17 protein-coding genes are annotated in these 17323 nt (G+C 64.4%); 6 read left to right on the forward strand and 11 right to left on the reverse strand.

Annotation, left to right across the window (positions count from 1 at the left end):
* Positions 1 to 27: 27 nt before the first annotated feature.
* From CBW50_RS20175 to CBW50_RS20205, 7 genes are all read right to left on the reverse strand, one after another.
* Positions 28 to 1236 carry a multidrug effflux MFS transporter gene (locus CBW50_RS20175; protein WP_086147202.1) on the reverse strand — a complete coding sequence of 403 codons (1209 nt, stop codon included), beginning with the start codon at positions 1234 to 1236 and terminating at the stop codon, positions 28 to 30.
* Positions 1233 to 1898, reverse strand: a complete 666-nt coding sequence (locus CBW50_RS20180; RefSeq protein WP_086147203.1) for a CerR family C-terminal domain-containing protein — start codon at positions 1896 to 1898, stop codon at positions 1233 to 1235. The genes CBW50_RS20175 and CBW50_RS20180 overlap by 4 nt, the downstream gene beginning before the upstream one ends.
* A 123-nt stretch (positions 1899 to 2021) precedes the next feature.
* On the reverse strand, positions 2022 to 2492 hold the full coding sequence (locus CBW50_RS20185; RefSeq protein WP_172404833.1) for a copper chaperone PCu(A)C: 471 nt from the start codon (positions 2490 to 2492) through the stop codon (positions 2022 to 2024).
* Between the two features lie 21 nt (positions 2493 to 2513).
* Positions 2514 to 3110 carry an SCO family protein gene (locus CBW50_RS20190; RefSeq protein WP_086147204.1) on the reverse strand — a complete coding sequence of 199 codons (597 nt, stop codon included), beginning with the start codon at positions 3108 to 3110 and terminating at the stop codon, positions 2514 to 2516.
* Between the two features lie 83 nt (positions 3111 to 3193).
* On the reverse strand, positions 3194 to 3589 hold the full coding sequence (locus tag CBW50_RS20195; RefSeq protein WP_157792429.1) for a DUF2946 domain-containing protein: 396 nt from the start codon (positions 3587 to 3589) through the stop codon (positions 3194 to 3196).
* A 36-nt stretch (positions 3590 to 3625) separates the two neighbouring features.
* The gene (locus tag CBW50_RS20200) at positions 3626 to 4216 is read right to left on the reverse strand and encodes an AraC family transcriptional regulator (RefSeq protein WP_099420696.1); all 591 of its coding nucleotides are present in this window, start codon (positions 4214 to 4216) and stop codon (positions 3626 to 3628) included.
* A gap of 62 nt (positions 4217 to 4278) precedes the next feature.
* Positions 4279 to 4980: a Crp/Fnr family transcriptional regulator gene (locus tag CBW50_RS20205; RefSeq protein ID WP_086147207.1), complete on the reverse strand. Its 702-nt coding sequence runs from the start codon at positions 4978 to 4980 to the stop codon at positions 4279 to 4281.
* A gap of 114 nt (positions 4981 to 5094) precedes the next feature.
* Here CBW50_RS20205 and CBW50_RS20210 point away from each other — a divergent pair, with 114 nt between their 5' ends.
* Complete coding sequence (locus tag CBW50_RS20210; protein WP_086147208.1) at positions 5095 to 6729, forward strand: acyl-CoA synthetase; 1635 nt, start codon at positions 5095 to 5097, stop codon at positions 6727 to 6729.
* A gap of 24 nt (positions 6730 to 6753) precedes the next feature.
* On the opposite strand, the gene CBW50_RS20215 is transcribed toward CBW50_RS20210, so the two are convergent.
* The 4 genes from CBW50_RS20215 to CBW50_RS20230 form a co-directional block, all read right to left on the reverse strand.
* Positions 6754 to 8151 carry an MFS transporter gene (locus CBW50_RS20215; protein WP_086147209.1) on the reverse strand — a complete coding sequence of 466 codons (1398 nt, stop codon included), beginning with the start codon at positions 8149 to 8151 and terminating at the stop codon, positions 6754 to 6756.
* A gap of 73 nt (positions 8152 to 8224) precedes the next feature.
* Positions 8225 to 8941: a hypothetical protein gene (locus CBW50_RS20220; RefSeq protein WP_216356382.1), complete on the reverse strand. Its 717-nt coding sequence runs from the start codon at positions 8939 to 8941 to the stop codon at positions 8225 to 8227.
* A gap of 80 nt (positions 8942 to 9021) precedes the next feature.
* Complete coding sequence (locus CBW50_RS20225) at positions 9022 to 10122, reverse strand: branched-chain amino acid aminotransferase (protein WP_086147210.1); 1101 nt, start codon at positions 10120 to 10122, stop codon at positions 9022 to 9024.
* Between the two features lie 163 nt (positions 10123 to 10285).
* Positions 10286 to 12637 (reverse strand): TonB-dependent siderophore receptor, encoded by a 2352-nt coding sequence (locus CBW50_RS20230; protein ID WP_086147211.1) that lies wholly within the window; start codon positions 12635 to 12637, stop codon positions 10286 to 10288.
* 43 nt (positions 12638 to 12680) lie between these two features.
* Between CBW50_RS20230 and CBW50_RS29025 the strand changes: the two genes are divergently transcribed.
* The 5 genes from CBW50_RS29025 to CBW50_RS20245 all read left to right on the forward strand — a co-directional run bounded on the left by CBW50_RS29025 (position 12681) and on the right by CBW50_RS20245 (position 17018).
* On the forward strand, positions 12681 to 13007 hold the full coding sequence (locus CBW50_RS29025) for a hypothetical protein (RefSeq protein WP_099420697.1): 327 nt from the start codon (positions 12681 to 12683) through the stop codon (positions 13005 to 13007).
* Between the two features lie 161 nt (positions 13008 to 13168).
* Positions 13169 to 15706, forward strand: a complete 2538-nt coding sequence (locus tag CBW50_RS20235; protein ID WP_086147212.1) for a sulfite reductase flavoprotein subunit alpha — start codon at positions 13169 to 13171, stop codon at positions 15704 to 15706.
* A gap of 118 nt (positions 15707 to 15824) precedes the next feature.
* Positions 15825 to 16010: a hypothetical protein gene (locus CBW50_RS29030; protein WP_070222074.1), complete on the forward strand. Its 186-nt coding sequence runs from the start codon at positions 15825 to 15827 to the stop codon at positions 16008 to 16010.
* 151 nt (positions 16011 to 16161) lie between these two features.
* Entirely contained in the window at positions 16162 to 16317 is a 156-nt protein-coding gene (locus tag CBW50_RS29465) for a hypothetical protein (RefSeq protein ID WP_157792430.1), read from the forward strand.
* Positions 16318 to 16619: 302 nt separating this feature from the next.
* Positions 16620 to 17018, forward strand: a complete 399-nt coding sequence (locus tag CBW50_RS20245) for a bacteriohemerythrin (protein ID WP_086147214.1) — start codon at positions 16620 to 16622, stop codon at positions 17016 to 17018.
* Positions 17019 to 17323 lie beyond the last annotated feature (305 nt).

Raw genomic sequence — 17323 nt, forward strand, 5'->3', positions numbered from 1 at the left:
AAGCATGCCATCCTTTTCCAGGGCCGCTCATGCCGTTTTGGCAACCCTGCCAATGCCCTGCCCCGCCCCTTGGCGGCTGGCCAGCCACCAGAATGCGGCGGCCAGCGCGACGGCCGAAGCCTGCCCCAGCGCCAGCTTGAAAGCACTGTCGAACAGCAAGGGTGCGACAAAACCGGACACCAGCGCAAACACCAGCATCTGCACGAAATTCTGCAGCGATGCGGCCAGGCCCCGCATCTGCGGAAAAATGTCGAGCGTGGACATGGTCATGCCCGGCAAGGCCAGCGACATGCCGAACGCATACAGCATCACGGGCACGACGGCGAACGGGATGCTGGCCGCAAACCAATGGTTGTAGGCGATGTTGAGCGCGCCCGTGGCCGCCATGGCCAGCAGGCCCCAGCGCACCAGCACGGTGCTTTTCACCGTGTGCGCCAGCTTGCCCGACAGCGCCGAGCCGCCCACCAGGCCCGCCACCATGGGGATGAACATCCAGCCAAACGCCGTTTCCGGCAGCCGCAGCAATTCCAAAATAAAATGCGGCGCCGAGGCGATGTACAGCGCAAAGCCACCAAAGGCGAAGGCAACGGCCAGCGAACGCAGCAGGAACGTCCGGTGGCGCAGCGCCAGCCAGTAATTGCGCGCAATGTTGCCGGGATGAAATGGTTGACGTTGTTCAATAGATAAACTTTCCGGCAAACCTTTCAGGCAAGCGAGCGCCAGCAGCACGGTGACGGAAAAGGTGAAGACGAACGTCGATTGCCAGCCATAGGCCACATGCAGCCAGCCGCCGATGACGGGGGCGATGGCGGGCGCGATGCCGAACACCATCATGATATTGGCCAGCATCTTTTGCGCTGCCGCGCCGGACAGGGTGTCGCGCACGATGGCTTGCCCGATCACCCTGCCCGCCCCCGCCGAAGCGCCCTGCATGCCGCGGAAGAACAGCAGCCAGCCAAAGCTCGGTGCAAACGCGGCGCCGATGGAGCCGATTGCAAAGATCAGGAGCGAAGCGAGAATCACGGGGCGGCGGCCGAACGAGTCGGACAGGGTGCCGTAGAACAGGGTCATGAAGGCATAGGCGGCCAGGTAGATGCTGAGGGTTTGCTGCACCAGCACGCTGCTGACGTCGAAATGCGCGCTGATGGCGGGAAACGATGGCAGGAAGGTGTCGGTGGCGAACGGGCCCAGCATGGCCAGGCCGGCCAGCACCATGGTCAGGTTGCGGGCCTTCATGCGCGCACCTGCGCAGCGTCAAATTCAAGGCGCATGCCGTCGAGGGCGGCCAGGGAAAAGCGCGACACATGGCGCGCGATGCTGGCGATGCCGGCCTCGTCATAGGTGATTTCCGGCGCCACCAGCTCATGCACGATGCGCGAACGGGCATAGAACACGGCCTGGCCGATCACGCTGAACACGCATTTCTGCACCACGTCGTCCGGCATGGCCGACCCCACCACGCCACGGATCAAGCCCGTAAACAGCGCGTGCTGCGGACGCACATTGCGCTCGGCCAGCTTGTGGATGGCGGCCGTCGGCTCGATCAGTTCGCGCGCCACCAGGCGGCTGAACAGCGATGCGTGACCCGAGCGCAGCATGTCGGACACCAGCGCCTCGATGGCCAGGCGCAACTGTTCCACGGGCGGCAGCTGCGCCCGCGCGCTGGCGGCGGCCACGTCGGCGGCCGAGGCCCGCGCCAGCTCGCGCGCATGGTCGAAGGCGGCCAGGTGCAGCTCCTCCTTGCTATGAAAGTAATAATTGACCATCGCCACGTTGACCTTGGCCGCCTCGCAGATCCTGCGCACGGACGCCGCCTTGTAGCCTTCGTCGGCAAACAGGTCCGCCGCCGCCTGCAGGATGCGCGCGCGCGCCGGTTCGTTTTCTTTATCTTCGGTCATGCCGTTCCCATCATTTAAACAGCTGTTTAATATTGCATGGAATTATATCAAACAACCGTTTAACTTTCAGGCGGGCGCAAAAAAGCCCGGCGAACCGGGCTTTTCAAGGGTGCAGCGGCAGGCTTAGTGTTTCATCGCCGGCATCGGGGCCGAGGCGGCGCCCAGCGGACGGGCCACGGCATGGACTTCAATGGTTTCGCGGTGCTTGTCCTCGCCTTCGACGACCAGGGTCAGCGGGATCTTGTCGCCCGCCTTCACCTGCCCTTTCAGGTCCAGCAGCATGACGTGGTAGCCGCCCGGCTTCAGTTCGACGGCCTTGCCGGCAGGCAAAGCGATTTCCTTGACCTGGCGCATGCGCATCATGTTGTCGACCATGCTCATTTCATGGATTTCCGCCACGCCGGCCACGGGCGAGCGCACTTCCAGCAGCCGCATGGCTTTCGGCGCCGTGATCTGCATGAAGGCGCCCGTGGCCTTTTGCTGCGGCACGGTGGCGCGCACCCACGGGTCGCTGATCTGCACGGACGTCTGGGCAGCGGCGGAGAAGGACAGCACGGCCAGGGCCGTGGCCAGCAGGGTTTTCAGATGGGTCATGATCATTCCTTTCAATGGATGTTATAAGGTGTATTTCGATTTCATCAAGGTCTTGATGTCCTGCACGCACTCGTCGCCCGTCAACTGGTGTTTCAGGCCCAGGCGCATGCGCCCTTCCGTATCGAGCACATAGCTGATGGCCGTGTGGTCCATCGTGTACGAGCTGCCGCTGGGCACGCGGCGGTAGAAGACCTTGTAGTTGAAGGCCGTCTGCGCCGTCGCCTGCGGGTCCGTGCGCAAGCCGAGGAAGCTGGGGTCGAAGGCGCGCATGTACTCGCCCAGCAGCTCGGGCGTGTCGCGCTCGGGGTCGATGCTGATGAAGAGCACTTGCAGCTTGTCGGCGTCGGCGCCCAGCTTCTGACGGATTTCCAGCGCGCGCGACAGGGCCGTCGGGCACACGTCCGGGCATTGCGTGAAGCCAAAGAAGACCATCACATACTTGCCCTTGAAGTCGGCCAGGGTATACACCTTGCCGTCGGGGCCGCTCAATTTGAAGTCGGGCTTGTAATCGCCTCCCGTCAGGTCGAGGCCGTTGTAATGGGGTTTCGGTGCTTGTTCGCAAGCGGCAAGCGTGAGCAATCCCGCCGTGCCGGCGAGAAGAAATAAACGACGTTTCATGGCAATTCCAGCCCAATGGGCGTAGTTGAGACAAGTTAGGACGTAGAGGCCATGCCGCAGGGCGGCAGGCAGAACAGGTGCGTTCAGGCCGCTGCAGGCGGCCCGCGCGGACTGGCGGCCAGCCACGCGAACTGGGGCTGCGGCGCCTGGTAAAACAGGGGCGGATAGCCGTCGTGGCCGTCAGAGACGGCCAGCGGCGTCGATTGCGGCGGCGGCAAGGCAAAGCTGCCCGCATGGTTCATGCAGAACGGGCAATGCTCGATGTGGTGCAGGACGGAATCGGTGGTGGATTTCGCGGCCTGGAAGGCGGATGCCAGGTCGGCCTGCGTGTAGACGGCGCCGCTGGCCGAGCAGATCTCGACCGTGGCCCCGTTCGCCTTGGCGTGCAGCGCAGCATAGGCATACGACAGGGACGGCGACAGCGCATTGAGCAGTATCGCCAGGCAGGCGAACCACATATGCCACTGTTTGCGTTTCAATAAAGATCCCATGGCCCCGATTATAACGGAGTCTGGCTATGCGGGCGCCTGTCCCTGCAGGAACAGGCTCGGGCGCACGCCCGCCACGTCCACGCAGGCGTCGCAAAACGCGGGAATCGACGCAAAGCCGGAGCCGGCCGCCACCTGCGCCAGGTCGCGCCCCGCATCGCCGTCGCCGCTTACCTGCGCCACCGCGTGCAGCGCATGCGCGAGCCGCTGTTCGCGCACCAGGCTGAGCAGCGCTTCACCCTCGGCAAACAGGCGCGCCCTGGCCTTGTGCGGCGTCACTTGCCACAGGGCCGCCAGGCGCGCAGCCGTCCACTTGCCCTGCGGCGAATGGAAGATATGCTGCGCCAGCGCCTGGCTCCAGCGCTTGCCGCCGCCATGGCTGGCCTGCGCGTCGTCGTCTTCCAGCGCCAGGGTGAACACGGCCGGCTTGCCCCGTCCCGGCATCACGTCGCAGGCAAAGCGCAAAAAGGCGGGCACGACGAAGCTGTCGCCGCTGCCCAGTTTCTTGGTGGCGATTTCATTATGCAAAGTCACAAAACCCTGGCGCACGGTGACGCGCAGCCGGAGCGGAAAGCGCAAGCCCAGCAAATGCAGAGGATGATCGGAAACGAGTGCCATGCGTCAAGCCAGTGTGGTGAACGAGGCATCAGCATGCCACACATCGCGCGCCCAGTCTGTCATCACAGCGACGCCACGCCGTAGCGGCGCAAGCCGTCGAGGTCGACGACGCGGATCGATTGATAGGCGATGCTGATCAGCTTGAGCCCGGCCAGATGCCCCAGCGCCTGGTTCACGCGCTGGCGCGAAATGCCGGTCAGCAAGCCGATTTCTTCCTGCGACAGCTCAAGCACGCGTGAGGTGCGCGGGTATAGCATGGGGTGGAACAGCTGCGCGATCGCTTGCGCCACTTGGGCGTCGACGGCCAGCAGGCGCTGGTTCTGGATGGTGGCGATGAATTGGCCCATGCGCTCGTTCAACTGGCGGATGACGAAGGCATTGAAGGACAGGCTCTCGGCCAGCAGCAAATGAAACAAGTCCACGGGCACGAGGATGATGTCGGCGGCGCGCACGGCCACCACGTCGTAGCGGCGCAGTTCGCGCTTGAGCACGCTGCCCTCGCCGCACCAGCCGCCGGCCGGCACGCCGGAAAACGTGGCGCCGCGCCCATCGGCGTTGTACACGGCCAGCTTGATCAGGCCCGTGTGCACGCCGATCCAGTGCGCCGACGGTTCGCCGCGCCGCGTGATGAAGGCGCCCGCTTCATAGTGCCGGACGACGCTGGCGGCGCGCAGCAGCGCCTGGTGGCGGGCGTCGAGGGCCGCAAACCAGTCGTGGCTGTCGAGTTCGGGTACGGTACGATCTACACTATCGTTGCTATCCATTCCATCTTTCAGACCTGTCACTAAGATGACAGTGATTTTCCAGCGCCGGTGCTATGCTCACCGGTATCAATCCCGAAACAGGGAGCTACAGAATCTTTTTACCAGGAGACAAGCATGACACCTGATTTCAACACCGGCCTCGGCAAAAACAGCGCCAACTACGCCGCCCTCACCCCGCTCGACTATATCGCCAGGGCAGCCGCAGTATATGGCAATCGCCTGGCAATTGCACATGGCGCCATCCGCCAGACGTGGCGCGAGACGTATGCGCGCACGCGCCGCCTGGCGTCCGGCCTGATCAAGCTGGGCGTGGGCACGGGCGACACGGTGGCCGTGATGCTGCCGAACACCCCCGCCATGGTGGAAGCGAGCTTTGGCGTGCCCATGGCCGGCGCCGTCCTCAACGCCCTCAATATCCGGCTCGACCTGGCCTCCTTGACCTTCATGCTGCGCCACGGCCAGGCGAAAGTCTTGCTGGCCGACACGGAATTTGCCGAGCTGGCGCGCCAGATGGCAGCGCAGATACCCGGCTTGCGCGTGATCCAGGTCAACGACGTGCTGGGACCGGAAGTGGATGCGTTTTCCGACCTCGACTACGAAAGCCTGCTGGCCGGCGGCGACCCCGATTACGACTGGCAGCCGCCTGCCGACGAGTGGGACGCCATCGCCCTCAACTACACGTCCGGCACCACGGGCGACCCGAAAGGCGTGGTCTACCACCACCGCGGCGCGGCCCTGAACGCCCTGTCGAACATCCTGGAATGGGACATGCCCAAGCACGCCGTCTACCTGTGGACCTTGCCTATGTTCCACTGCAACGGCTGGTGCTTCCCGTGGACCGTGGCCGCCCGCGCGGGCGTGAACGTGTGCCTGCGCAAGTTCGAGCCGAAACTGGTGTTTGACCTGATGCGCGAATTGCGCATCACCCACTATTGCGCAGCGCCCATCGTGCATGCGGCCCTGGCCAACGCGCCCGCCAACTGGCGCGACGGAATCGACTGGACCGTGCGCGGCATGGTGGCCGGCGCGCCGCCGCCGGCGGCCATGGTGGCGAAGATCGAAGCCATGGGCTTTGACTTGATCCACTCGTATGGCTTGACGGAAGTGTACGGCCCGGCCGCCATCTGCGCCGAGCAGGACGAGTGGGCCGCCTTGAGCCAGGAAGAGCGGGCCGTCTTGAAATCGCGCCAGGGCGTGCGCTACCACCTGCAAAGCGCCGTCGCCGTGATCGACCCGGAAACCATGCAGCATGTGGCGGCCGACGGCGAACAGATAGGCGAGATCATGTTCCGCGGCAACATCTGCATGAAGGGTTATTTAAAGAATGAAAAGGCGACGCAGGAAGCGTTCGCGGGCGGCTGGTTCCACACGGGCGACCTTGGCGTCATGTATCCGGACGGCTATATCAAGCTGAAGGACCGCAGCAAGGACATCATCATTTCCGGCGGCGAGAATATTTCCAGCGTGGAAGTGGAAGATGCGCTGTACCACCACCCGCAAGTGCTGGCCGCCGCCGTCATCGCCCAGCCGGACGAGAAATGGGGCGAGACGCCGTGCGCCTTCGTCGAATTGCGCGAAGGGGCGACGGTGACGGAAGCGGAATTGATCGCTTTTTGCAAGAACAACCTGGCGGGCTTCAAGGTGCCGAAAGCCATTTATTTCGGCCCCCTGCCCCGCACGTCGACGGGCAAGATCCAGAAGTTCGAATTGCGCAAGCGCATGCACTCGGACAAGGCCATCGACGTTTGAGCATTGTGCTTGATTTGCGCTGGATCAATCGCGCTTGCCTTGCAGCCACGCCGGCTGCGCCACCGCCAGGCGCGCAAAGCTGGCGATGCTGGCCACGGCGGCGAACCCTGCCGCCAGGCACAGCGCATACGTCGTGCCCTTGGCAGCCGACACCGTAAAGCAGTAGGCGACCAGCGCCGCGCCCGTGGCTTGCCCGATCAGGCGCGAGGTGGCCACCACGCCGCTGGCGCCGCCGGCCCGCTCGGGCGGCGCGCTGCCCATGATGGCCTTCAGATTGGGCGCCTGGAAAAAGCCGAAACCGATGCCGCACAAGGCCATGCGCCAGCCGATGTCGAAGGCGCTGGGGTGGGCCGGCATCCACACCAGCGTCAGCAAGCCGCCCGCCAGCGCCGCGAGGCCGATGCCGCCCAGCACGCCCGGCGCATAGCGGTCGCTCAGGCGCCCCGCCACGGGCGCCATCACGGCCACCAGCACGGCCCACGGCGTCATCAAAAAGCCCGTTTCCACGGGCGAACGGCCCAGTGTCACTTCAAAATAGAAGGGCAAGGAGACGAACGCCAGGCCTTGCGCGGCAAACGTGCACACGGCCGTCAGCGACGACAGCAAAAACAGGGGACGGCGGAACAGGTCGATGGGCAGCATGGGCGCCGCGTGTCCCGCCTGGCGGCGCAGCAGCAAGATGAAAAAGATCGCCACGGCGACCAGTTCCGGCACCAGGACGGCATTGGACGCGTGATGGGCCGCATCGCCAAACAGCAAGATGAGCAAGCCGAAGGCGCCCACGTTGTACAGCGCCGTGCGCGCATCCAAGGTGTGCCCGGACAGTTGAGTCGCCGGCAGCATGCGGCTGGCCAGGAAAAAGCCGGCCAGGCCCAGCGGCACGTTGATGGCGAACAGCCATGGCCACGAGGCCGTCGCCAAAATCAGCGAGGCGGCCGTGGGTCCGATGGCGAAGGCGACGGCCACCACCAGCGCATTGTTGCCAAACGCCCGGCCCAGCAAATGTTTAGGATACAGGGCGCGCAGCAGCGCCGTATTGACGCTCATCATGGCGCTGGCGCCGACGCCCTGGAACAGGCGCGCCGCCACCAGCGAAGGCAAGGACCAGGCCAGCGCGCAGGCAAGCGAGGCCAAAGTAAATAAAAATATGCCGGAGATAAACACGCGGCGGTAGCCGGCGATCTCGCCGAGGGTGGAAAACGGCAGCAGGGTCGCCACCATGGCCAGCTGATAGACATTCACGATCCAGACGGAGGCAGCCGGCGTCGTGCGCAGCTCGCTGGCGATGGCCGGCAAGGCCGTGTTGGCGATCGCCGTATCGAGCGAAGCCATGCCCACGCCGATGGCCAGCGCCAGCATGGCCCATAAACGGGCGCCGGGCGGCAAGCCGTCCTCGCCAACCATGACGGGTTGCGTGTGCATAAACTACCTGTTCATCTTGCTGATCCGGACAATACACTAACATGTATGTAAGAAACCTGCAGGACTGGCAAGCTTACTTCTGGCAGTCGATGACCTTGAAATCTTTCGAATAACAGATGCGCAACTCGCCCGAATGCTTTTCATAGCCGAGCCAGCGGCCCTTCAGCTGCGGGTTGTGCTGCTTCATCCACTGGAACAGTTCGTTCTTTGGCATGGTGGAATCCGGCAACTTCAAGGCCTGGAACAGTTCGCGTTCTTTCTCGAAATACTGCTTGGCCGTATCGAAATCGCAGGCGCCATGCTTTTCCCATTCGCCCTGCAGCAAGGCTTCGCCGGGCTGCATGCACATGTACGGCAAAATTTCTGACGGCGCCAGCTTCGGCAAATTGCCCTTGCAGTAACGCGGATGCAGTTCCGTCCTGCGCGGCGGCGTCACGGAAATGTCTTCGCAGCTGGCCGGATTGGCCGACTGCGCCCATAGTCCATGCACGATCCAGCCGAACTGGTTGCTCTCGGCACACTGGAAGCCGGCCTTCTTCGACACGGCGCCGCGGCGGCGCTGGCTGTCGCAAAAGCCGGGCGACCACGACAGCGCCAGCATGAAGTAATCGGTGGGCACGTTCGTGCTTTGCTTGTAGCAGGTGTTTTTCTCGTCCGAGGGCTTGACGTCGTAATCGTAATAGCTGACGTTGCGGGGAATGGCGCAGGCGGCATCGGCCGCGTGGACGGCGCCGGCCGACAGGCCGAGGAAAACGGCGGCCAGCGCGGACAAGACAGGGCGGATTTTCATCGAGTTTCCTTCAAGATATAAAAACGCCGGCAACTGGGTGCCGGCGCGGTCAAAACAAACAACATCAGTCACGACACCTACTAGCAGACGGTATGCATCCAGCCATGCGTATCCGGAGCCGTGCCATGCTGCAAGCCCAGCAGCGCTTCGCGCAGGGCCAGGGTGACGGCCCCGTTTTCATTGTTGTTGATGGTCATTTCAAAGCCGTTGGCCTTGGCCACGCCCACGGGCGTGATGACGGCGGCCGTGCCGCAGGCGAACACTTCGGTCATGCGGCCCGAGGCAATGTCGTCGCGCCATTGCTGGACGGACAATTTACGCTCTTCCGTCGCATAGCCGAGGTCTTTCGCCATTTCCAGCAGGCTGCGGCGGGTGATGCCTGGCAGCAAGGTGCCCGTCAGTTCCGGCGTCACGACGGTGATCTTCTCGCCATCCTTGTACACGAAGAACAAATTCATGCCGCCCATTTCCTCGATGTACTCGCGGTGCACGGCGTCGAGCCAGACGACCTGGTCGCAGCCCTTCTCCTGCGCTTGCGACTGGGCCATCAGGCTGGCCGCGTAGTTGCCCGCGCACTTGGCTTCGCCCGTGCCGCCCGGCGCGGCGCGCACGAAGTCTTCGCTGATCCACACGGTGACGGGTTTCACGCCTTTCGGGAAGTAGGCGCCGGCCGGCGAGGCGAACAGCACGAACAGGTATTCTTCCGACGGACGCACGCCCAGGTAGGGGTCGGTGGCGATCATCAGCGGACGCATGTACAGGCTCTCGCCCGTGTTCTTCGGCACCCAGTTGCGGTCTTGCGCGATCAGCGCGTCGCCCGCTTCCAGGAACAGCTCGACGGGAATGGCCGGCATGGCCAGGCGCGCGGCGCTGCGGTTGAAGCGCTCGGCATTTTGTTCTGGACGGAAAGTCTTGATGCTGCCGTCAGGCTGGGCAAACGCCTTGTAGCCTTCGAAGATGGCCTGGCCGTAATGCAGGGACGAGGCGGACGGGTCCAGCATCAGCGGGCCGTAAGCCTTCAGTTCGCCCTGCTGCCACTTGCCGTCACGGTAAGGAATCACCACCATGTGGTCGGTAAAAATGCGGCCGAAGGCCGGGTTGACCATGCGCGCGGCGCGCTCGGCGTCGGACAGGGGGTGGGCGGATGGGGTGACGACGAGATTCGGTGTGGAAGTGGTCATGGCAGCAATGGGAACTAGTGAACAGTATCCCTATTGTAGCGCCTAATCAGGCAAACGAGGATGGCCGGGACTGCGCCCCGCCCCGTGTCAATCCGGGCGCAAAAAAAGCGCCGTCCACCTTGCGGTGGAAACGGCGCTTTTGCATTACAGCAAAATCACTGCATCAGAACTTCATGTTGGCCGTCAGGGTCGCGGAGCGGCCCGGGGCCACGCCAGCGTAGTGCGGCGAGGAAACCTTGTCGAAGTACAGCTTGTTCGTCAGGTTCTGGATGTTCAGCTGCAGGGTCACGTTGCGGCTGACAACATAGCTGGCCATGGCGTCGAAGCGCGTGTAGGCCGGCGCATACTTGTTGTTGGCCACGTTGGCGTAGACCTTGTCGACGTAGTTCACGCCGCCGCCCACCGTGATGGCTGGCGTGAGCAGGTAGGACGTCCACAGCGAGGCGCTGTTCTTCGGCGTGGTCGGGAACTGGTTGCCGTTGTACGGCGACGGCGCGTATTGCGTCACGCCATTGATGACGCCATTCGTCACGTAGCCATTGTTTTCCACGATGGCGTTCAAGTGCGTGTAGCCGCCGAAGACCGACCATTCCTTCGTGATATTGCCGCTCACGCCCAGTTCGATGCCCTTGACTTGCTTGTCGCCCACGTTTTGCGTGCTGCCGTCGGGCGCCGTCACGCGCGCATTGCTCATGTCGCTCTGGAAATAGGCGCCGCTCACGGACAAACGGCCGCCCGGCAGCACTTCCCATTTCGTGCCCAGCTCGAAGCTCTTGCTCTCTTGCGGTTTCAGGTTCTGGATCGCCACCGACAGGCCGTCGATGCCGTCGCCGCCGTCATTGCCCGGCGGCGTGGACGACGTGCCGTAGGACACATACACGCTGCTGTTGGCCGACGGCTTGTAGACGAGGCCCGCCTGGTAGCTGGCGAACGTGGCATGCACATTGGCGCTGACGGCGGCCGTGGTCTTGCCGTCGAGCGTGTATTGCGGCGTGTTCAGCGCGCTCTTGTAGTCATCCCAGCGGATGCCCACGTTGAGCAGCCATTGCGGCGTGAACTCGATGGTGTCGAAACCGTAGACGGAACGCGTGTTGGTGACGATGTTCGTGCGGGCCGGCGACACCGAGCGCGTGTAGACCCACGGGTCCTTGGCGTTCGGATTGAGCAACGGTGCGCAGTTGTACAGGGTGGCCGCGCCAGAGGTCGGGCAGCTGGAGCCGACTTTTTCCAGCGGATTGTTCGTCCCCGGGCTGAACAGGTAGGAGCTGCGGTCCGTCTCTTCACGGCTGATTTCCAGGCCCAGCGTGTACGTGTGCTTGACGCCGCCGGCCAGCCATTCGCCGCCCAGGCTGGTGGCGTTGGCCAGCGCGTCCGTATCGGTCGTGCGCGTGTTGGCGCGGCGCCAGACGGTGCCGTACAGCATGGTGTTGCCCTTGGAATCGTCGGGCTGGGTCCACACGTAATCGTTGCTGGTCTTGCCGTAACGGGTGACGTTGCGCAAGATCAACTTGTTGCCGAAGTCGTGGCGCACGTCGATGGTGCCGATATCGCTCTGCGTGTCGCGGAAGTCGCGGTTGACGAGGCCATAGAAAGTGTCGCGCGGCACGTTGACGGGCGTGCCGTTGCCGTTTTTCGACACATTCGCGCCCGAGGAGAACGGGTTGTTGAACGGCAAGCCGGTGTCCGGCAATTCGCTCGACTGCATGTGGTAGTAGCTGAGCGTCGCCTGCGTGGCCGATTTCAGGCCGAAGGTGACGGAGGGCGCGATGCCCCAGCGGTCGCCATTGATGTAGTCGCGGCCGGCAACGTGGGCGTCATGCGCCATCACGTTGACGCGCACGGCCACGTCGTCGCTGACGACGCGGTTCGCATCGAGCGTGGCGCGGCGGTACTTGGCGCTGCCCAGGCCCACGGTGGCGTTCGTGAAATCTTCCGCCTTCGGCGTCTTGCTGATCAGGTTGACGCCGCCGCCCGCGGACGAGCGTCCGCCGTAGGCCGAGTTCGGCCCCTTGACGACTTCGATTTGTTCCAGCGCAAAGATTTCACGCGACTGCGAACCCGTGTCGCGGATGCCGTCGATATACGTATCCGTTTGCGCGTTGTAGCCGCGGATAAACAGGTTGTCGCCCACGGGGTTGCCGCCTTCGCCGGCGCCGATGGTAATGCCGGGCACGGTGCGCAGCGCGTCCGTCAGCGAGACGGCGCCTGTTTGCGAAATGATTTCGGCGGGAATCACCGTCACGGATTTCGGCGTGTCGAGCAGTGGCGCCGTCAGCTTGTCGTTGGCCGATTTGACGGGCGCCTGGATCAGGCGCTCAGCCGTGCCGATGACTTTCACTTCCTGCAACTGCTGCGGCTTGTCCACCGTTTGCGCGTGCAAGGCCAGCGGCATGGCCAGGGTGGCGAAAGCGGCCAGGGCCGTGCCATGCATGCGCGGCGCGGCGGCAATCTGGTGCTTGCGGCTGCGGATGGCAGCGGCTGGCTTGGCGGCGCCTGCGGTGTGTTTCAATGTCATCGTTTTCTTTCAATCTATCAAGTGGGCTGAATATAGCTGGCGAATGCGCCGTAGCGCCTGGCTGGCCATGCTTGCTTGGGTACTACAAAACTGTCACAGCACCGTCACGCGCAGCGCCCGGGGCGAACCGGGCGGGCGCGACGTTGTCATTGCTATAGGAAGTGTCCTGCGCCGGTGCGCCAGCCAGCCGTGCTGGCTCGCGCACGGGCTGCTGAAAACGTCGATGGCGGGCACGGAAAAACGCAGCAAGGAGCTGCCCGATTTGCCTGGCAGGCGGGTCAGCCTGTATCGCAGTGCACGTTCGAGAATTCAGGACGAGTTCATAAGTACGAATGAGAATGATTTTTATTTTTACATAATTTCACTGTGATGTAAATTATCAATGTCAGCATTTCTCAATTCCGTGGCTATTTTCCCCGCCTCATGAACTGATACTTATTTGCGAATGATTCTCGTTTGCGATAGTATGTCAGCCTTCCTTCTCCCCTGCCACGCCTGACGCCCTGCGTGGCAGCGCTATCGAAAGCCGCCATGACCACCTCCTCCCTGCCCCAGTTGCGCGCCAGCACCGATGCCGACGCCGCGTCCGCAAGCCGCCGGCAGCGCCCGCCTGCCGCCGCCCCGCAACAACGGCGCTGGCGCTGGAGCTGGAAGCAGGTCTGGTTTCAATTGCACTGGTTTATCGGCATCACGGCCGGCACGGTGCTGGTGATCATCGGCCTGAGCGGCGCCACCCTGGCCTTCAAGGATGAATTGCTCGACGTTTTGAACCCCGGCGTGCGCCATGTGCCCGTGGAAGCGCGCGCGCCGCTGACGCCGGCCCAGCTCGCCAGCATTGCCGCAGCCGAACACGGCCAGCGCGTGGCCTCCGTCACCGTGTATGCGCAGGCGGGCGCGGCGCCCCGGCTGTTCTTCGCGCCAAAGAACGGCCAGCGGCGCGGCGAGTCCGTTTATCTGCACCCGTACACGGGCGCGACCCAGCCGGCGCTGGCGGGCGCGGCATTTTTCGAGTGGACGGAATCGCTGCACCGCTGGCTGCTGCTGCCGCGCGATCCGGGCCGGCAAGTGGCAGGCGCGCTGGCCCTGTGCCTGCTGGGCCTGGCACTGTCCGGCCTGTACCTGCGCTGGCCGCGCCGCCCGCTGGACTGGCGCACCTGGCTGACCTTCGACCCGGCATTAAAAGGCCGCTCCTTCCTCTGGAACCTGCACGCCGTGGCCGGCACCTGGTGCCTGGTGGTCTACGTGGCGCTGACCCTGACGGGCATTTACTGGAGCTATGACGTGGTGCGCGACAATATCGACGCCTGGGCCGGCAAGCCGTCCCGGACGGCGCAGGCACCGGGCAAAAAAGGCGCGCCGAAGGAGCCATCGCCCGCCGCCGACATCGGCCTGGCCTGGAGCAGTTTCCAGCAGCACGCCGCCGGCTGGACCCTGGCCACGGTGCGCCTGCCCACGCGCCCCGGCGAAGCCGTGCAATTCACGTGGCTGGCCAGCGATGCGCCGCACGAACGGGCGCGCAGCCGCATGAGCATTGCGCCGGCCGACGGCAGGCTCACGGAAAACGCGCCGTACAGCCAGCAGGCGCTGGGCGCGCGCCTCGTCAACATCATTTATCCGCTGCACATGGGCACGTATTTTGGCTTGCCGGGCCGCATCATCGTGACGCTCGCCAGCCTGGGCCTGCCCCTGTTCGCCGTCACGGGCTGGATGCTGTACCTGGGCCGCCGCAAGGCAAAACGCGCTGTGCAGGCGCAGCGTGCCCTGTTGGGTGCCGGCGCACCGGGCAAGACGGACACGGGCTTGCCCACCCTGGTGGCCTACGCCAGCCAGTCGGGTCAGGCCGAGCGCCTGGCCCTGGAAAGCGCGCGCGCCTTGCAACAGGCGGGCGTGGCCGTCGACGTGCAATCGCTGGCGCAGTTTGATCCCGCGCAATTGCGCCAGTACGAACGGGCACTGATCGTCGCCAGCACCTTTGGCGAAGGCGAGGCGCCGGACGGCACGCGCCGCTTCGCGCGCCTGCTGCAAGCGACCTCGGGTGCGCCGCTGGCCGGCCTGGACTTCGGCATGCTGGCCCTGGGCGACCGCCATTACAGCGCCTTCTGTGGCTTCGGCCATGCGCTGGCGCAACAATTACAAGCACTGGGCGCTGCGCCCCTGTTCCCGCTGATCGAGGTCGACAAGCACGACCCCGCCGCCCTGGCCGCCTGGTCGCAGGCGCTGGCCCGCTGCAGCGGCAGCGCCATCGACGCCATCGGCGTGCAGGAAGACGCGTCGTACGCCGAGTGGCGCCTGGCGCGCCGCGTGCTGCTCAACCCGGGCAGCCTGGGTGGCGAACTGCATGAAATCACCTTGACAGGCCCCGCCGATGCTGCCTGGCAAGCGGGCGCGCTGGCGGAAATCATTGCGTGCAACGGCGATGGCAGCGAGGGCGACGCCAACGGCGCCCAGCATGCGCCGCGCAGCTACTCCATCGCTTCGCTGCCCTCCGATGGCGAACTGCAATTGCTGGTGCGCCAGGAGCGCCATGCGGGCGATGACAACGGGGGCTACGGCATCTGTTCCGGCTGGCTCACGCGCTTCGCCCCGCCAGGCAGCCCCATCCGCCTGCGCCTGCAAGCCAATCCCGCCTTCGCCCCCGCCCTGGTCGACGTGCCCTGCATCTACATCGGCAACGGTTCCGGCCTGGCCGGCCTGCGTGCGCACCTGCGCGCCCGCCAGCGGGCGGGGCTGGCGCGCAACTGGCTGCTGTTCGGCGAGCGCCAGCAAGCTTTTGACAGCGTCTGCGCCGAAGAGTTGCAAGGCTGGCTGGACGCCGGCCACCTGGCGCGCCTGGACCAGGTCTTTTCGCGCGATGGCAACGATGGCGGCCAGCGCGAATACGTGCAGGACCGCCTGCGCGCCTGCGCGCATGAACTGCGCGACTGGCTGGCGCAAGGGGCCATCGTCTACGTGTGCGGCAGCCTGCAAGGCATGGCGGCGGGAATCGATGCTGTGCTGCAAGAAGTGCTGGGCCAGGAGGGACTCGACGCCCTGCTGGCGGCCGGGCGCTACCGCCGCGACGTGTATTGATCTGCATCAGGCTAGCGCCCGGCTATGTGGGCCGCCGCACGGTCGGCGCCAGCCATCCGGCTACAGTAGGGGCATGGCGGCAAGACCGCCTGCCCACTCACTGTCTGCGAGGTCTCCCATGAAAAACCCCTGGATGAGCATGTACCTGAGCGCCGCCAACCGCATCGCCAACACGGCGCGCGGCCACGCCACGGCCGCCGTCAAGCGCGAGGCGGCGAAAAATACGCGGCAATTGACGCAAGTGTGGTTCGACTCTTTCCTGCCCGCCGCCGGCAAGCCGCGGCGCAGCCGCAAGGCCAAATAGGGTTATCACGGCCGGCAGCTGGTGCAGTGCATCACAGCAACTAGTTGAAGTTTCAATCAGATGAACTAAACTACAAGCATGGTAGTACGTAATGAGAGTGGCCGGCAGGCGCCGCATCCCCGCGCCGCCGCCGGAACACCGGGAGACGACCATGTTGACGCTCAAAGTGCTGCTCTGCCTGGCCCTGTCGGCCCTGATGCTCGTGCCCCTCGTGCTGCGCGATGCGATGCAGACGTCGGCCGGGCAGCAGTTGCAGGTGCCGAATGTGGATGCGCAGGGCATGTGGGCCCACTGGCCCAAGCAGTAATACACGCGCGGCTGAGAAAACTTCGCTGGCTGCGTTGCCGTGCCTCGTCGTACATTCGTACTGCCTTCGGCACGGCGCCTTGCCAGCGGCGTTTTTCAGCGGCGCTCGGTAACACGGCGCATCGTTAAAAAACCGCTTTGTTGCGGGTGGGAATTTGTTCCCTGCACTCGTTTGTTTTTGTCTCGTTTTCTTCCTCCCCTCTTCGCCATACTTTTGATCCAGATCATGGATTTCGACCTGCGCTGCGTCCACACTGGAACAGCCCGCTTCGCTTCGGGACGGGTTTAACGGGGAGGTCAGGTATGGGCGTATCGTATTGGAAAGATGAGATGGCGCTGGGCGTACCCGCCATCGACGAGGCGCATGAGGCGCTGTTTCTGGAACTGGCGCGGCTGGGAAAATTGAGCGACCAGCATTTCAGTGCTGCGTTCCGCGACCTCATCGCGGCTGTCGAGCGCGACTTCCGCGAAGAAGAGGATTTGATGGAGGAAATCGGCTTTCCTTCGCTGGCGAATCACCGCGAACAGCATGCGCGCGTGCTCAGCGGCTTGCACCATGCCTGGGCCGCCGTCGATGAAGGCGACCTGGAACAGGGACGCCATGCGCTGTCGCTGTTGCCGCAATGGCTGATCTTTCATCAGGCCACCATGGACCTGGCCCTGGCGGCGGCGCTGGAACTGGTGCAGCGCCAGCCCAACTAAGGTTACAGCAGCACTACCGTCGCCTGCTCGGGCACGACGACGCGGTAGTGGCCCGGGTATCTGTCTTCGCCGTCAAAAATCTTGCAAAACACGGGCTGGTTGATGTCGTTGACGGCCGGCTCGTTCATGGGCAGGGTGGCGATCAGCTGTTCACCTTCGACCAGCTGCAGCGCGCTGCCCCGCTCGGCCGCGCAAAAGGCCAGCGCTTGCACTTCATTGGCGAACGGCCGCTTGTACCACGGCGTGATGGCCCGCACGGCCCGCCTGGCGTCGTGCAAGACCTGGCCGATGCGCGTGACATTCCA

The organism is Janthinobacterium sp. GW458P (genome assembly GCF_002127585.1).
Taxonomy (GTDB): domain Bacteria; phylum Pseudomonadota; class Gammaproteobacteria; order Burkholderiales; family Burkholderiaceae_D; genus Janthinobacterium.

Excerpts from the sequence above, each read along its gene's own strand:
- CBW50_RS20185 (WP_172404833.1), bottom strand. The coding sequence starts at position 2,492 with ATGACCCATCTGAAAACCCTGCTGGCCACGGCCCTGGCCGTGCTGTCC.
- CBW50_RS20235 (WP_086147212.1), top strand. The coding sequence starts at position 13,169 with ATGACCACCTCCTCCCTGCCCCAGTTGCGCGCCAGCACCGATGCCGAC.
- CBW50_RS20190 (WP_086147204.1), bottom strand. The coding sequence starts at position 3,110 with ATGAAACGTCGTTTATTTCTTCTCGCCGGCACGGCGGGATTGCTCACG.
- CBW50_RS20230 (WP_086147211.1), bottom strand. The coding sequence starts at position 12,637 with ATGACATTGAAACACACCGCAGGCGCCGCCAAGCCAGCCGCTGCCATC.
- CBW50_RS20220 (WP_216356382.1), bottom strand. The coding sequence starts at position 8,941 with ATGAAAATCCGCCCTGTCTTGTCCGCGCTGGCCGCCGTTTTCCTCGGC.
- CBW50_RS20225 (WP_086147210.1), bottom strand. The coding sequence starts at position 10,122 with ATGACCACTTCCACACCGAATCTCGTCGTCACCCCATCCGCCCACCCC.
- CBW50_RS20180 (WP_086147203.1), bottom strand. The coding sequence starts at position 1,898 with ATGACCGAAGATAAAGAAAACGAACCGGCGCGCGCGCGCATCCTGCAG.
- CBW50_RS20245 (WP_086147214.1), top strand. The coding sequence starts at position 16,620 with ATGGGCGTATCGTATTGGAAAGATGAGATGGCGCTGGGCGTACCCGCC.
- CBW50_RS20205 (WP_086147207.1), bottom strand. The coding sequence starts at position 4,980 with ATGGATAGCAACGATAGTGTAGATCGTACCGTACCCGAACTCGACAGC.
- CBW50_RS20175 (WP_086147202.1), bottom strand. The coding sequence starts at position 1,236 with ATGAAGGCCCGCAACCTGACCATGGTGCTGGCCGGCCTGGCCATGCTG.
- CBW50_RS29030 (WP_070222074.1), top strand. The coding sequence starts at position 15,825 with ATGAAAAACCCCTGGATGAGCATGTACCTGAGCGCCGCCAACCGCATC.
- CBW50_RS20215 (WP_086147209.1), bottom strand. The coding sequence starts at position 8,151 with ATGCACACGCAACCCGTCATGGTTGGCGAGGACGGCTTGCCGCCCGGC.
- CBW50_RS20200 (WP_099420696.1), bottom strand. The coding sequence starts at position 4,216 with ATGGCACTCGTTTCCGATCATCCTCTGCATTTGCTGGGCTTGCGCTTT.
- CBW50_RS20210 (WP_086147208.1), top strand. The coding sequence starts at position 5,095 with ATGACACCTGATTTCAACACCGGCCTCGGCAAAAACAGCGCCAACTAC.
- CBW50_RS29025 (WP_099420697.1), top strand. The coding sequence starts at position 12,681 with ATGCGCCGTAGCGCCTGGCTGGCCATGCTTGCTTGGGTACTACAAAAC.
- CBW50_RS29465 (WP_157792430.1), top strand. The coding sequence starts at position 16,162 with ATGTTGACGCTCAAAGTGCTGCTCTGCCTGGCCCTGTCGGCCCTGATG.